The 14050-nt window shown below is 47.3% G+C and carries 13 protein-coding genes; all 13 read right to left on the bottom strand.

Going from position 1 to position 14050, the window contains the following annotated elements; all coding sequences use genetic code 11:
- Window positions 1–124: 124 nt before the first annotated feature.
- The 13 genes from ACFPA1_RS23175 to essC all read right to left on the bottom strand — a co-directional run bounded on the left by ACFPA1_RS23175 (window position 125) and on the right by essC (window position 13936).
- The gene (locus ACFPA1_RS23175; protein ID WP_378586096.1) at window positions 125–946 is read right to left on the bottom strand and encodes a hypothetical protein; all 822 of its coding nucleotides are present in this window, start codon (window positions 944–946) and stop codon (window positions 125–127) included.
- A 12-nt stretch (window positions 947–958) separates the two neighbouring features.
- Window positions 959–2647 carry a serine/threonine protein kinase gene (locus ACFPA1_RS23180; protein ID WP_378586099.1) on the bottom strand — a complete coding sequence of 563 codons (1689 nt, stop codon included), beginning with the start codon at window positions 2645–2647 and terminating at the stop codon, window positions 959–961.
- Between the two features lie 15 nt (window positions 2648–2662).
- Window positions 2663–3433 carry a PP2C family protein-serine/threonine phosphatase gene (locus tag ACFPA1_RS23185; protein ID WP_213143952.1) on the bottom strand — a complete coding sequence of 257 codons (771 nt, stop codon included), beginning with the start codon at window positions 3431–3433 and terminating at the stop codon, window positions 2663–2665.
- Between the two features lie 143 nt (window positions 3434–3576).
- Entirely contained in the window at window positions 3577–4839 is a 1263-nt protein-coding gene (locus ACFPA1_RS23190) for an FHA domain-containing protein (RefSeq protein ID WP_378586102.1), read from the bottom strand.
- Between the two features lie 28 nt (window positions 4840–4867).
- On the bottom strand, window positions 4868–5173 hold the full coding sequence (locus tag ACFPA1_RS23195) for a WXG100 family type VII secretion target (protein WP_378586104.1): 306 nt from the start codon (window positions 5171–5173) through the stop codon (window positions 4868–4870).
- A 12-nt stretch (window positions 5174–5185) separates the two neighbouring features.
- Window positions 5186–5488 carry a WXG100 family type VII secretion target gene (locus tag ACFPA1_RS23200; protein WP_378586107.1) on the bottom strand — a complete coding sequence of 101 codons (303 nt, stop codon included), beginning with the start codon at window positions 5486–5488 and terminating at the stop codon, window positions 5186–5188.
- 18 nt (window positions 5489–5506) lie between these two features.
- Entirely contained in the window at window positions 5507–5737 is a 231-nt protein-coding gene (locus ACFPA1_RS23205) for a hypothetical protein (RefSeq protein ID WP_213143948.1), read from the bottom strand.
- A 17-nt stretch (window positions 5738–5754) separates the two neighbouring features.
- A complete protein-coding gene (locus ACFPA1_RS23210; RefSeq protein WP_378586110.1) occupies window positions 5755–7443 on the bottom strand; it encodes an Mbeg1-like protein in 1689 nt (562 codons plus the stop codon).
- A gap of 2 nt (window positions 7444–7445) precedes the next feature.
- Window positions 7446–8180, bottom strand: a complete 735-nt coding sequence (locus ACFPA1_RS23215; protein WP_213143946.1) for a hypothetical protein — start codon at window positions 8178–8180, stop codon at window positions 7446–7448.
- Window positions 8181–8314: 134 nt separating this feature from the next.
- Window positions 8315–8620 (bottom strand): WXG100 family type VII secretion target, encoded by a 306-nt coding sequence (locus ACFPA1_RS23220; RefSeq protein WP_213143945.1) that lies wholly within the window; start codon window positions 8618–8620, stop codon window positions 8315–8317.
- 17 nt (window positions 8621–8637) lie between these two features.
- Entirely contained in the window at window positions 8638–8940 is a 303-nt protein-coding gene (locus ACFPA1_RS23225; RefSeq protein ID WP_213143944.1) for a WXG100 family type VII secretion target, read from the bottom strand.
- Window positions 8941–8970: 30 nt separating this feature from the next.
- Window positions 8971–9234, bottom strand: a complete 264-nt coding sequence (locus tag ACFPA1_RS23230; protein ID WP_378586114.1) for a methyltransferase — start codon at window positions 9232–9234, stop codon at window positions 8971–8973.
- Window positions 9215–13936, bottom strand: coding sequence for a type VII secretion protein EssC (gene essC / locus ACFPA1_RS23235; RefSeq protein ID WP_378586116.1), 4722 nt, complete (start codon window positions 13934–13936; stop codon window positions 9215–9217). The genes ACFPA1_RS23230 and essC overlap by 20 nt, the downstream gene beginning before the upstream one ends.
- Window positions 13937–14050 lie beyond the last annotated feature (114 nt).

The following is a 14050-nucleotide window of genomic DNA, read 5'->3' on the forward strand; positions in this document are numbered from 1 at the left end:
TTGGTTACCTTTCCAGCAATCCTTTGGTGGTTTCGGGCGCCAATAGACTGTATTGGTTACCTTTCCAGCAATCCTTTGGTGGTTTCGGGCGCCAATAGACTGTATTGGTTACCTTTCCCCGCTTCTAAATCACTTCATCCGTATGCGTAATCTTGATATCTCTAATTATCCTAAATTCTACCTTTGCAATTGGGGCATTTTCTTCATCTTCCAATTCAACGGCAGAGTTTAATACGGTTGTTTCATTTGTTTCTATTAAAACCTCCGTGCCGCTTTCCAAGACTTCGGTTCCTGAATCCAGCAACACTACGCTTGGCTCAAATGCCTCTGTACTTTCGTACAGCACCTCCGTACTGCTCTCAAGAAGGACTTCGGTTTCATTTAAAAGGACAGCCGTACCTTCTGATAGTTGTTCATCAGCCTGGAAAAGCACCTCCGTCCCTTCATTTGCCAGCACTTCAGTTGCTTCAGAGGAGCCACTCTCGAAAACTCTAGGATCTACTTTTCCAGTAAAACCCGTGTTTATAGTATTAAACTCGGTGCCAGTACTTACCGTATTCCCTCTAGCCATCCCAGTAAATCCAGGGCTAACAGTATCCCCCGGCCTCGCCGTACCACCAGACGTGTTCCCGTTCATGACCGTATTTCCGGTCTTACTGGTCCTGCCTGTATTCCCAGTCCGCCCCGTCCACAGCCTGCGAACCCCGACCGGCTCCGTCAACGACCCGCGATCAAGGTTAAAGGCATCCGGCTGGTGGCGCTTGCTGCCCGTCATTTTGTTTCGTTCGCGGATTTCCTCGATCTGCCTGGCGGCGGTTCGACCAGACAAATCGCCGATGATGGCCAAAATGTTCATTTTGAAAAATAAAACTACCGCAACAATAAACAATACGGCGGCGAGGGAATATCCGACGATGGAAATGATTTGCCATGCTGTTGCTCCCATGTTCGTCACCCCCTATTCCTTCCGAAAAGCGTTATCAACAGCTTTTTCGGTGAGGGCAAAGCGATCGATAACGTCCTTCTTAATGGTTTCCGTCTTCTCAGCGGTGACCTCGACATCCTTGGTGCTCTGCTTGACGGCCTCTGTCACTGCACGAAGGTCGCTTTCCTTCACGCCATCCAATTTAAACTTCCTGGCATAAGTTTCTATCGAATACATCGTCAATTTATAGAGTTCGAGTTTAACAATTTCACTCTCTTCAGGGCTTTTATCAACCATTTTTATCAGCCCCTTGATGTTTTCCCAATACGGCTTGTATTTGCCTTTATCGGATGCCTCTTCAATATGGAGAGTGATATTCTGATTAAACTGGCCGATATCGCGGTAAATCAAGGCCATCTCGTAATAATCGCTTTTTTTCGAGCCGTACTGGACGGCATCCTCGAACCATTGGATGGAGCTTTTCATTCTCGTAATCTGGTTGTCGCTATTTTCACTCTTTCCATAGTCGTAGTAATACCAATACATCTTACCGACTTCAAAAGCGAGGTCAGGATACTCTGGATTGTCGCGAAACTCGATAAGGTGGGCGTTGATTTTTTTCTTAAACTGCTCCTCCTCCTCGACTGAAAAAGCAGCATCCCCCTTAAATGCGCCGAGCAATCCCAAATAGGCCTTCGTTTCAACCGGCTTAATATCGATTGCTTTTAAAAAATAATCAATCTTCGCCTGATCGGTTGCAGCCTTCTCCGCCATCTGAACCGTTTTATTGTAATCGGCATTATTCGTTTGAATGTTCATCACCTGTCCAAGAATGCCAATGCCCAGGCTCAACACAGCAGCACCCGCCAACGCATAAAAACCGCGCAGCTTCTTCTTTTGCTTGGCGCGATAAAGGTCATCAGCCTCTTCGTAATGGTTCAGCGCATACATCAGCTCGGCACACGATTGATAACGATCATCCGGATTCAGCTGGGTGCATTTTTCAATAATCCGTTCCAAACCGCCCGACAACGACGGGTTCCATTGGCGGATGGGGTAAAGCTCATAAGGAGGCTCGGATGGGTTGTGCCCGGTCACCAGATGATAGAGCGTCACGCCCAAACAGTAAACATCGGTCCGTGGGTCGGTCTGACCCTTCCCGCCGAACTGCTCCGGAGCCGCGTAACCCTTCGTTCCTAAGCTGACGGTATCTGCAAGATTCTGCTCCTTATACTCACGGGCAATCCCAAAGTCAATTAGCTTCAGATTGCCATCCGGCTTCAGCATCACGTTCGCCGGCTTCATATCCCGATAAATAATCGGCGGATTGCAGGTATGTAAATAATCGAGCACCTCACAAAGCTGCTTCGCCCATTCAATCACCAGATCCTGGGGCTGGGCGCCATACTCCTCCATAATCTTGCTCAGAGGCTCCCCTTCGATATAATCCATGATGACAAAAATAACTTTGCCGTTGTCGATGATGTCGACAATCCGAGGCAAAGAAGGGTGGTCGAGGCGTTTAATCATGTTCGCTTCGGCGATGGCACTCTGGATAATGACCTCGTTGTTTTTGTCCCTGCCTCTTTTTTCAATCTCTTTCACGGCCCACTGCTTGTTGAGGCGTTTGTCCATGGCCAGGTACACCTTGGACATCCCGCCTTGGCCGATCTGCTTCAGTATTTCATATTTTCCATCTATAACGGATCCAATTGCTGCCACGTGAAATCCCCATCCCTACTGAATTTTTACAAGCAGCACAGTGATATTGTCTGTTTCCTGTCTTTGCTTATTAAGCTCCACTAAAGTGATTGCGTGTGTTTCCATTACCGCTTCGTCCGTCAATACCTGCGGGGAGAATGCTTGAAAAATTTCCTCCTCGGTAAGCATGTGGCGGAACCCGTCGGAACAAAGCATATAGACTTCGCCAGGGGTTGCGCGGCCATGGATAAATTCAGGCTCAACCAGCTTTGATGCCCCGATGCACTGTAGGAGGACATTTCGCCGAGGGTCAGTTTTAGCCTGCTCCGGCGTAATCGTACCCCGCTTGAGGTCTCTAGCGACCACCGTCTGGTCCTCTGTCAGGATTTCAAGCTGCCTCTCCCCGATTCGATAAACGCGCGAGTCGCCGACATGGCCAATCAGCATGAACGTGGTGTCGATGAGAAGCAGCGCAGTAATCGTCGTGCCTAGCTGGATTCTCACCCTGCGCCCATACTCGGCAATCCGTTGGTTTTGCTCTTTGATGATCCGCTCCCAGCGATACTGGATATCGTCCCAATCCTTCCGGGCAAGCTGTTCCGGAAGTTCAGTTTCAAACCACTCTGAAAACGCACGAACGACACTGGCACTGGCCACTTCCCCTTTGGAGAGTCCGCCCATCCCATCGCAAATGACAGCTAAAACGACCTCTCCCATCGATGTTTCGGCAACCTTTATAAGCAGGCTGTCCTGATTCGTCGGTTTCTTAATCCCCTTATCTGTAACTGCCGTGGATAACACTTCCATTGTCTAAACTCCTCGCCTAAATAATCGGTGCCTTGCCTTCGGACATTTCCTCTGATTTTTCCAACGGTTTTGTCCGTAGACGCCATTCCTACGGACACTTCCTCTACTTTTCCCATTGGTTTTGTCCGTAGACGCCAAACAGTCTATATATAAAAAGTAAAGTCCTCATTAGCTAGGCGCAGCTTTGTACCTGAAAAGATTTCAATCTCCTTCATAACCGGAATCACCCGGCCATCGACATAAGTCTTGTTGGTAGAATTATTGTCGACGATATAATAGCGGCCGCCCTTTGTGATAATATCTGCATGACTGCGGCTGATGGCATTATTGCTGGAAACGAAATAATCGCAAAAGCTGCGCTCCTTGCCAATCCGAAAGGCGGGTTTGTCGACGCTGATTTCTTCCTGCGTCTTCTCCCTGACCAGATAAGGGAAGCGGGGTTCTTCGTACACATCAGCCTCAAGTACCGTTGTCCCGCCAATATCCTCAACACCCAAAACCGTCGTTCCACTGAAATGTTCCGTTTCGGATGGCACCGCCGCAAAAGGCTCTTTTATTTCCGCAGCAGCCTTAAGCCTGCCCGCCAGCCCCTCCAAGGGCGCCCCGCACGCCGAGCAAAATTTGGCATCTTCCATACTGTTGGCCCCGCACTGCGGACATGCCTTTAATTTTTTTGAAAAATCATATTGATTGCCAAACGGATTATAGGCAATGCTCGAGGGGCGAGCTTTTTCGCTGGCCGCATTCCCGGTCTTCCCAGCTCCGGTCCCATACCCAATCCTCCCGGATTCCCGCGGACCTTCGCCCACACTGCCCGTCGAACCGGACGGCAGGTACCCCTTGTTGTCGACTGTTTTCCCCAGCAATTCAAACAATAATTTTTCAAAACCATTAATTGAAAATGGGCTATGGCTGCGGAAATATTGCAAATAGGAGGTCACATAGCCATTGTCTTCGTGTTTATTAAACACCACCCGAAAGGTAATATCGTTAAAAAAGTCAGGCACTACACTCGCGTTTTGGTTGTTGACAATCGGCCAGTAAATGCATTTGACCTCTTTCGTCCGCGGGTCGAGAAAAATCGTTTCCCAATTCAACATGAGATTGCTTACATTTAGCAAGTTTTTCTCACATTCCTTGGCAACCGCCGCAATTCTGGCCATCGTCCCCAAGAACATTTTCTTACTGACAATCCCGCTGAAATAGGATTGCAGCGTCATCATCCCCTCGACATAACACCTTAGAACGAGTCCCTTTTTCGTCTTCTCGGCCGTAACCGGCAAAAGACTGCCAGACAGTCCCGCTGCAATGCCCTTCAGTTCCCGTTCATTAATGGCCTCGGGTACAATCAGCTTGTTCACGACCAAATATTTATTTGCCTGCTGTTCAACAGTTGTTTTTCCCATAGCTATCTCCTGCTTTAAAATACTAAACCTATAAACTATTCACTCGATCAATCGCCTTTTTCTGCGCTTTTTTATATTGATCGGCCACATACCGGAGCACATCCGCGTAATCCTTGAGGCTCTTTTGCAGGTTTACGGCTGTGGAACCGGTGTTATCCAGCTCATTCCATTTGGACTGAAGCCGTTCAAAGTCCTGGCCCTGCCAGCCTGCCCCAAGGGAGGCTACATCTTGATTCGCCTGGGACATCTTTTGTTTTTGCCTATCCACATAGTCCTCCACAGCGGAAGCCGCCTTTTCAAACTCCCGGTAATCGACATCGATGAAAGAGCTCATTTTCCGTTCCTCCTATTTAAAAGAGTCTGCCAAATTTGTATTGACGGTCTCCGTCTTGTTGTAGCCGTCCGATACCTGCTGCACAAGGAATTTGGAATAGTTCTGCATCACCTCAAACCGGCTGTCTTTAAAAGCATGTTTAATAGAATGGAAACGGCCGATGACATGATCCGAAGCCCTGCTTTGCCAGCTGCCGTTCAAACGCGCGATGGCCTTCTCCATTCGTGCAAACTCAGCATCGATTTGCTGATTGATAGTGGTAATCCGGCTGGCCGTGTTTACGACCTTCGCCGTATCAATTTTTATTTGACTCATCGCTTCACTGCCCCCTTATCATCCTTTGCCTATCCCTAATTTCGCTAAAAAGGCTTCTGATAGATTAGATGGATTTACCCTGCTTAAGCTTCGCTTTGCCCTTTCACATTCCTCAATAAAATCACGGATGCGGGCCGCGGCTACTTCGCTGCCAATCCCTTTAAAATCATGGCGGAGCCCCGCTTCGATGGACTCAAGCTCGGAAATAATACTGCTTAATTCTGCTTTTGCACTGCTTAAACCGCTCATTCTTTCTCCCCCTGCCCTTAAATACTCATGATCCGATTTTCTGCTTCGTCAAAGTCGGCGGCCGTATCCCGCAAGTATTCTATGACTTTATTCATCTGCCTTTTTGTCGGCAGATTTTCTGCAATCGCCAAATGGATGATGTCAAGCAGGCCTTCTGATAGATAGAGATAATTCAATTTCGAATCGACTTCGGAAATCCGCGCCTTCACCGAATCCAGCCGATTCGCGTAAGCCCTGAGTTTATAGGTGTCAATCCGAATGTGCGGCGTCGGAACAGCTTTCGGACCGGAACCAAACAGATTTTTCAAGCCGCCAAGAAAATGATTAAATTTCTCTGCCAGCATATCCCGGAATTCTGTCAGCTGTTTCTTGGTCCAGTTCGCAAATTGGGCCACCCCTTCGGCCACCCGGTCAATAATTTCCGGAATCAAGTCCGTGAACACATAGTCCGCAAACGCCGCAACTGCATCGGCAACATCACTTAGAACCTCAAACGCAATCACCGAAGCAACAAACAGTGCCACATATCCAATCGCAACAAACGCAAATTCCACCAGGGCAACGGTTGCCGCCAACAGAGCAGGACCCGCAACGATGGCTGTGACAACGAGAGCGACTGTCACGGTTACCGCTAGAATTTTTCCGGCAGTGGTCATTTTTCCATCTTGATATAAGGCATTTTTTAGTTTCCAGCCGGCGTCAGTTATGGCAACCAAAGCAGTAGTTAAAAAAGAACCTGCCGCAGGACTAATAAGGCGGTCCAAGCCTTGCGTAAATGGCGATGTAATATACTTTGAGATGATGGTGGATAAAGCATTAGGCTGGTCGGTTCGCACAATATTGCCATTTTCATCAAAGTGTACATTTTCCGTACCATGCTGAACCGCACCTTCTCCGACTAAATCGGCATAAAAATAGTTCACCCCATCGGCATGCTGCAGTATGCCGCCTACCAGAGATTGCAGAACATGATCCATTTGTACCGTACTCGTTGCCAAAGCAATTTCCTCTTTGTGCGCTTCCAAATAGTCGTTGGAGTGGCCCGGTCCATCATAGCTGATCGTTCTATCAATCCGGTCGGCCAAGCCAAGCTTTGCCGCGTAGAAGGTCGCGTGTTCCGCAAGATTTCCCCCTAACGAATGCCCGGCAAACGAAATATTGTCATACTTATCAAAATAGCCGTCTTTTTTAAGCTCATCGATAAATCGCTGCGCATCTCTTTGTTGGTCTGTAAGCCTGCCAGAGATTAAAGCAGCATCAGCCTTGAGCCAGTCCTGCTGAATATTTTGATACTCTGAGGGCGATTCGCTGCCGCGGAAGGAGACGATTAAGCCTTTATCGGTCTCTATAACGACACCATAGAAACCTGATTGCCCAGGGTTATTTTGGTCAAACGTTTTGACAATTTTCCAATCCATCGCTTCACTAGGCAGTTGATTGATTTTACCTGCATCTAGACTGACACTTTGATCTTTACCCACGTCTTTGCCTTTAGTCAGCTGATCAAAATGGCCCTGTGAATAGTTTGAGCTACCGTCCGCCTTCATTTTCAAAAGCCCCCCGACAGTATTGTCCGGGCTTTGTCCTGCACCAACAGAACCAGGAATGTTTTTGCGCGATTTGTCTTTTAGGAGTTCCAAATCCAGATAAGCGATATCGGTGGCAAACTTCAATTCTTGCTCTGTTAAAGCAGTCTTATCTGCCAATGTTATTCACCGTCCTTAGCTGTTGCCGAAGCATCGGCAAAATGATAGCCATTGGCATCCGCAACTGCGTCAAATTCTTTTACAACGTTGTAGTCAATAAACCATGAACTGGTGACATAAGGAACCTCTTTAAATTTCTTTACGCATTTGTCATATTCATCTTCCGCAATCACATGAACAGTCACTTGATAGGCGGTGTTTACCCCGGCTTGATAAGCCGCAGTCAGTGCCTTTTCAAACTGTTCCGGTGATAGATCAGGCTTTTCCTTGACAATGATATCTCCTGAAAAATAGCCTGGTTTATAAGCCTTAACGTATTCTTCCAAAGAAATATCCGGATTGGTCTCCGCCGAACTGTCTGCTTCCATCGCTACTGTGTGTGTTTCACTCTCAATTCCAGCTGAAGAAAGCTCCCGCGTGATAATTTGATTGAAGGACTTGCTAATCAGACTTGGAATATAGCCATCACTCACGAGCTCTCCATCCTTTGTCGTAACCGCCTTAAATACCAAGTCCTTCTGGTCCTTTGGGTGGACATAAGTGGTAACCGTATCATTCGTCGCTGTCCCATATCGGCCGCCAATATGGGTCACTTCAAATTCCTGGTGATACTTTTTTTGGAGCAGCTTTTCGACATCGGCGGCCTGCTCTTTATCCATTTCGCTGCAGCCAATCAAGCTAAAAATTGATAGTCCCATTGCGATGACACTCACCTTTTTCAATATTTTTTTCAGCATATTAATACCCACTTTCTTTGAGAAAAACCAAGTATCAGTATCTATTTCATCCGGGCGGAATTATTTTCAAAGTCAAGCTAAAGGCGATTGGCATGCCATCACCTTTAGCGTCATAATTTTTTCCAAAAATTCGTTTATTTAAAAGCGTCAGCCAAGTTAACGTTGGCTGTTTCTGTTTCAAAGTAGCCTTGGTCAACATTGACACGTAAGAACTTTACATAGTTATCAAGAATATCGTAATAGGTTTGGAAGTACTTCGCTGAAAACTCGTCATAAGCGGAAACGGTTGCTTGTGCTGCTTCCCCTTCCCATGTATTGGTAAGATTTTTAATCGTACTTTGGCTATTTTTTAATTCTTCCATCAGTTGTTGGTTCAGTCTTTCAATCGTATTCGCAATATCAGCCACCTGGGCCGTGCTTACTTTAATGGAACCTGCCATGCTAAAGTCACTCCTTCCTAGTTTGTTAGTTTTCTAACTTGAACCATATTGTTTTCTTGGGTAGCAGCGTAGTTGGCGCGCTGCGTATCAAGCGTGCGGCTTGCCGTTTGCAGCTTATCGGCCATTTGTTTTAAATCCTGGTTGAAGCCGTTGATCTGGTCAACGAAAGCAAGGTTATCCTCGCCCTCCCATGCCTCGCCCATGGTGTTGGCCGCCTGCATTAACTGAGTATAGATTCCGGTATAGGTTTCGGATAGTTCGGCTAATTTTTTGGATGCCGCCTCAAGCTCTTGAGGGGTGACTCTAATTCGTTTCGCCATTTGTCATTCTCCTTTCTCTTTTTTAAAAATTTATATCAACATGAGTTTCGAACCGTTCTTGATGCCCAGTTCGGCAACCGGCATGTTAATATTGAAAATAATTCCTGTTTCAGCATCACATAAGACCTCGCTGCCTGTCGCTTTGTACTTGCCATCAGACAGGTCGCCCAGAAGGGATGACACCAGAGTGAGGACCTCGCTCATTTGGCTTTCCAACGGAATATACACTTCGTAGCTTTGAGCGGCAGCAGGAAGGAAAATCTCCACGAGTACTTTATTCATCGCTGTCATCATTCTCCTTTTGCGAGTTTAATAGCTTGACCTTGACGGCCTTCCCGTTTTGAAGGGAATAAGCAAATTCTGCCGGCATCTCCTCGCGCATTTCGGAAGTGGTTTTGGCCGGCTTGAGCTGGAATTGCTCGGTAATGCCGCTGCCAATCCAGATACCATTTCCACTGTGAATATGTTGTTTGTACCATTTGTCAAAGGTAAGCCCGGAAAGATTCTTGGATTGTTCAGCAAAAATAATAGTCACGTTATACTTCGCGTCGCCCTTTTCCAGAATTAAGCCAAGTTTCTCCGCCCCCAGATTAGAAAGAGCATTTTTTAAAGCAGCAACCGAATTGATGATAATCACCTTTTGCTCAAATTGCGCCACTTCCCGGCCCTCTTCCAGTGCCTCTTTGAAGGTGTTGTTGCGGTAAACGACGAGATCAAAAAGATCTGCCATTATCTCCTCAAACTCTTTGGTTGTTGAATAATATTTGAAACCGGCATTGTTTTTCTCAATAAAACTTTGCTCAGCGTCAATCACAGTTATATCTAAACCTGCCTGTTGCACCATGAACTGGGATAAATCATGGACGAACAACTCGTGTTCCCTTCCGGCTGATAGAATCATATGGATATAGGATTTGCCGAACGGATAATAGTGAATTTGCAGCGAGTTCTTTTCCACGCCAATTGGAATGCTCAGACTTCCCTTTGAACCGCAATATTCAGCCAGGAATTCGTGATCCACTTTTTCTGGCAAAATCGAAATCCTCTTAGCGGCTGTTCCTTTCCAGGCTTCCTGCAGCTTCTCGCATTCTGCTTGAATAGTTGGATATGGCACGGGTTCGGCGGTAATTTGCGCGACCTGAAATTCATAAATAGCATCCCGCTTGACGAGGCCGCGGCCTTTGAATTTCGATGGGAATAAGCCATCCGTCTTGCCAACGACCGTTGCATAATCGGCCTCATCATTTAATTGCAAGGTTACTAGCTGCTTAAAGTTCTGCAGCAGCCTGAAGCGGACAGCGCCGGTTCCAAGTGCGGTGAGGACGAAATAGATTCCATACTTTGTGCCTTCACGCGACAAGTAGGCGACTGCTTCTTCCTTTTCATCATAAATCTCAGTGAATGCAGAGAAATTATGGATAGCAACGACAATCGCCGGAACTTTCTGGCCCGTTGCCTCGGCAAAGGACCGGTGATCCCCGCCGTAATCGGCAAACAGCTTCTTCCGCTTTTCCACTTCGCCCTGCAGCATTTTAAACAGGTTGCTGACTTTTTCGCTTTCATATGAAAGGATGACATCGCCGACATGTGGCGCTTTTGAAAAAGCCCTCAATGTTTCCGAAGCAAAGTCTAATAGATAGAGATTGACTTCGTCCGGAGTATGCTCATGAATGAGCGAATAAACCATCGTATTTAAGAAGGTCGTCTTGCCGGTACCGGCTGCTCCGTAAATGATCGTGTTGCCTTCGTCGGTGAGCGGCAGGCGAAGCAGGCATTGCTGCTGGTGGACCGGATCGTCGTATTCGCCGATGACCGGATTAAGCTTATAGGACTCCGCTCGGCTAACGGCCTGGGCCGTTTTCCATAAGTCAGCCTGAACGGTTTCCGATGCTACCGCAATTTCACTGACGGCCTCTTGGAGATCAGCTGGCTTATTTTCTGGCGGCAGCCACTTACCATGATCCGCTTTGTATTTTTTCCGAATATCATCCAAGAGGATTAGCGCTGGAATTGGCTCAAGCCAGAGCGGGCGGATTTTGATTTGTTCCTCATCCGCGATATTACTTAAGTATTCAGTAATCACATCAAGCTGCTTTTTCGGTTTCGCAAACAAGCTCTTCCGTTTATCGATTTTCGCCTGCTTCATCGGGCGGCCGTTTCGGTCGATGACGACAACGCTGTTATCTTTTTCAACAACCACTTTATCAGACGGATAATATGGGGCTCCGGCCCAGGCCGACTGCCCCATTTCAAACAATTCGTTATATCCGACCTGCAGGTAAAATCGCCCTGTATCGGTAAGCTCGGCAGCATCCGGACGCTTCAGCATATCCATACTGTCGGCCCGCTCCTGCACCTTTAAGCTGACCCGGAATTTACTGTTACTCCAAATCTGGTCATCCACAACACCGCTTGGCTTCTGGGTTGCTAAAATCAAGTGCACGCCAAGGCTTCGGCCAATCCGAGCGGCGCTGACTAACTGCGTCATGAACTCCGGCTGCTGCGTTTTCAGTTCGGCAAACTCATCGGAAATGATAAACAAATGCTGAAGCGGCTCACGGACGACTCCTTCGCGATATAGTTTTTGATATTTATAGATATCGATATTGCTCTCGCCAACCAGCTTGCTGGCCTCGGCAAAAATAGCCTGGCGGCGCTTCAATTCACTTTCGATGGACACCAGCGAGCGTTTGATCGCTGCGCCGTCCAGGTTCGTGATGATGCCGGCTGTGTGCGGCAATTTTTCAAACGATTTCGCCATCCCGCCGCCTTTGTAGTCGATTAGAATAAACGCCACCTCATGCGGGTGGTAATTTACCGCCAGCGACAGGATATAGGAAATGATAAATTCACTTTTACCCGAACCCGTCATACCGGCGACTAGGCCGTGCGGGCCGTGGAATTTTTCATGCAGGTCAAGCTTGAACAATTCGCCGAGAGTGTCGACGCCAACCGGCGCTTCCAGTGACTTCGTCGGGTCGTTGTCCTTCCAGCGGGTCAAAGCGTTTAAGTGCTCCACCTTGCCCACACCGTATAATTCCAGGAACGTGACCATTTGCGGCAGGTTAAAGGAATTGGCCAGCTCATCAAGCGGAACATTGGCCAGCTTCACGCTCAACTGGTAAGGGTCGGCACCGTTTAGGAAGATATCCGGTGTAAAAGAAGTCGTCTTCCCAGTAATATCGTTTTTGTCGAACAGCTTCCCGCTGTTTTCTTCCAGCTCCACCACCATCGAGCACTCTTTTGGCAGGTTTTTCAGTTCATCATAAAAAGTGACGACGCTGATATGCAGGTTTTCTTTCTTGGCATACACCTGCTTCAGCATCTCGGCTTTGAAGGCGAGCTCTTTGCTTAGGGCAAACACGATGTAGTACGGCTTGACATCCTCCATCTCGCTGTCATTGGTATTCGCACGGATTTCGATTTCTTTTTCGATATACGCAGAAACTTCTTTCAACTCATTGTTGTTGGTGGCAATGAAGCGGAATTTATTATCGTTGCTCCACACATGAGGGAGCCATTTTGTAAAGCCGAATTGTGCTTCCTCCTCCTGGTCATAGACGAATATCATTTTCACTTCATCGTAGCTATATAAAGCAGCCAATTGAAAAATCAACCCTTTGGCAAACTCGATTGTCTGCTTGCGGGTGCCAATGACGCCGGAAATATGATTTTCATATAAAGATAGAGTGATTGGAATATTTTTCAATACCTTTGGCGCTTCCACCAAGGTGTACAATTCTTCCTGCAGGTTATCATCGTCAATCGAGAATTTTTTCTCCGAATAGGTAAGGTCTGCTGCAAGCAGGCCGCTGCCTGTGCCGACCCGCAATTTCAGAAAGTCGTTTTGGCCGGGGCCGCGCTCCCACAGATTGCGCTGGACATTTTCAATCCGGTTGATGCAATCGCTGATGGGAACATGATTTTCCCGGAGAATTTCCTCCTGCTTTTCCGCTTCTTCATTAAAGACGACAGCGATTCGGTCGAGATAATCCTTGTATTTTTCCTGGCGGATTTTCTCTTTTTTCCGTCTGCGCCGCATATCGAACTTTTTGGTTAGAATTGGCCAGAGGATGGTTCCAAGCAGCATGCTGCACGACATCACGATCGATGGAATCGCCCTTGAAATATCGCCGGTCGCCATCGCGTTGTTGACAGCAAAAAGCGCAGTCGCCATTGAGGCCATCCCCATCGTCATCGACGGGCCAATTACCAGCATCATCGGCATCTCTTCGCCAATCGCGTTCGGCGGCGGGGAATCGATCTTGATAACCGCTTTTTCGACATCGCGCTTAAAGCGGGGCGAACGGTAAAAGTAGTCAACTTCCGGCACTTCGTACTCTTCTTCCTCATCCGGGGTTTCAACCGGTTGCGGTATGAACGGCTTTAACGCATGGGTCTTGATGGTTAGCGTTCCATCCGGATTATTAAAAGCAACAAAATAGCTGCCGAGGATCATTTTATAACCCATTATGTATATAGTGTCGCCAATCTTTAAGGCTTTGCTTTTCACTCTTTCGCCATCGACGAAGGTTCCGTTTGAACTGTTTTGATCCTCGATGCGCCACTGGCCGTTATGAAAGGACAGCTTCGCATGGGATGCCGAGACAAAACGATTGGCCAGCACAATGTCGTTCTGCTCGGTCCGGCCGATGGTTATCTCGATATCTCGGTCAACCAAGTATTTTGTAAAAATTTGTCGGTCGTCCGTGGTGGGCTCTGTGAAAATGATCGTTTTTTGGTCTTGGGTAGAAAGTCCTAAATTATATATGCTTAACGGCTGCAAGACCGTATTTCGGATCGGCTTCCCGGTATTGTCGAGAACCTTCACATCCTTATTCGATTTTAAAATCCACTCTCCATTGACCCCTTCAATGCCGATCAGTTTTCGGGAGGATTTGCCATTGGAATCGTAGATCCAATACTGTCCCCGCACCTTTTCCGGCAAGGATATCGAGTGAATTCTCTCCTTATTAATTAACGTAACATTCATCATTCTTCTCCTTGCATGCTATCTCTGACGCTACAAAACCAGCTTGGGATTCTCCATAATTATCCATAATCTTATTCTCACATAACTAATGTCCTACAAAAAGAGACTAAATTACCA

It is taken from the genome of Neobacillus sp. GCM10023253 (assembly GCF_042653105.1).
In the GTDB taxonomy this organism is placed as follows: domain Bacteria; phylum Bacillota; class Bacilli; order Bacillales; family Cytobacillaceae; genus Neobacillus; species Neobacillus citreus.

Bases quoted from the DNA above. Each gene is read 5' to 3' on its own strand.
- ACFPA1_RS23175 (WP_378586096.1), bottom strand. From the start codon at position 946: ATGGGAGCAACAGCATGGCAAATCATTTCCATCGTCGGATATTCCCTC.
- ACFPA1_RS23185 (WP_213143952.1), bottom strand. From the start codon at position 3,433: ATGGAAGTGTTATCCACGGCAGTTACAGATAAGGGGATTAAGAAACCG.
- ACFPA1_RS23190 (WP_378586102.1), bottom strand. From the start codon at position 4,839: ATGGGAAAAACAACTGTTGAACAGCAGGCAAATAAATATTTGGTCGTG.
- ACFPA1_RS23195 (WP_378586104.1), bottom strand. From the start codon at position 5,173: ATGAGCTCTTTCATCGATGTCGATTACCGGGAGTTTGAAAAGGCGGCT.
- ACFPA1_RS23200 (WP_378586107.1), bottom strand. From the start codon at position 5,488: ATGAGTCAAATAAAAATTGATACGGCGAAGGTCGTAAACACGGCCAGC.
- ACFPA1_RS23205 (WP_213143948.1), bottom strand. From the start codon at position 5,737: ATGAGCGGTTTAAGCAGTGCAAAAGCAGAATTAAGCAGTATTATTTCC.
- ACFPA1_RS23215 (WP_213143946.1), bottom strand. From the start codon at position 8,180: ATGCTGAAAAAAATATTGAAAAAGGTGAGTGTCATCGCAATGGGACTA.
- ACFPA1_RS23220 (WP_213143945.1), bottom strand. From the start codon at position 8,620: ATGGCAGGTTCCATTAAAGTAAGCACGGCCCAGGTGGCTGATATTGCG.
- ACFPA1_RS23225 (WP_213143944.1), bottom strand. From the start codon at position 8,940: ATGGCGAAACGAATTAGAGTCACCCCTCAAGAGCTTGAGGCGGCATCC.
- ACFPA1_RS23230 (WP_378586114.1), bottom strand. From the start codon at position 9,234: ATGATGACAGCGATGAATAAAGTACTCGTGGAGATTTTCCTTCCTGCT.
- essC (WP_378586116.1), bottom strand. From the start codon at position 13,936: ATGATGAATGTTACGTTAATTAATAAGGAGAGAATTCACTCGATATCC.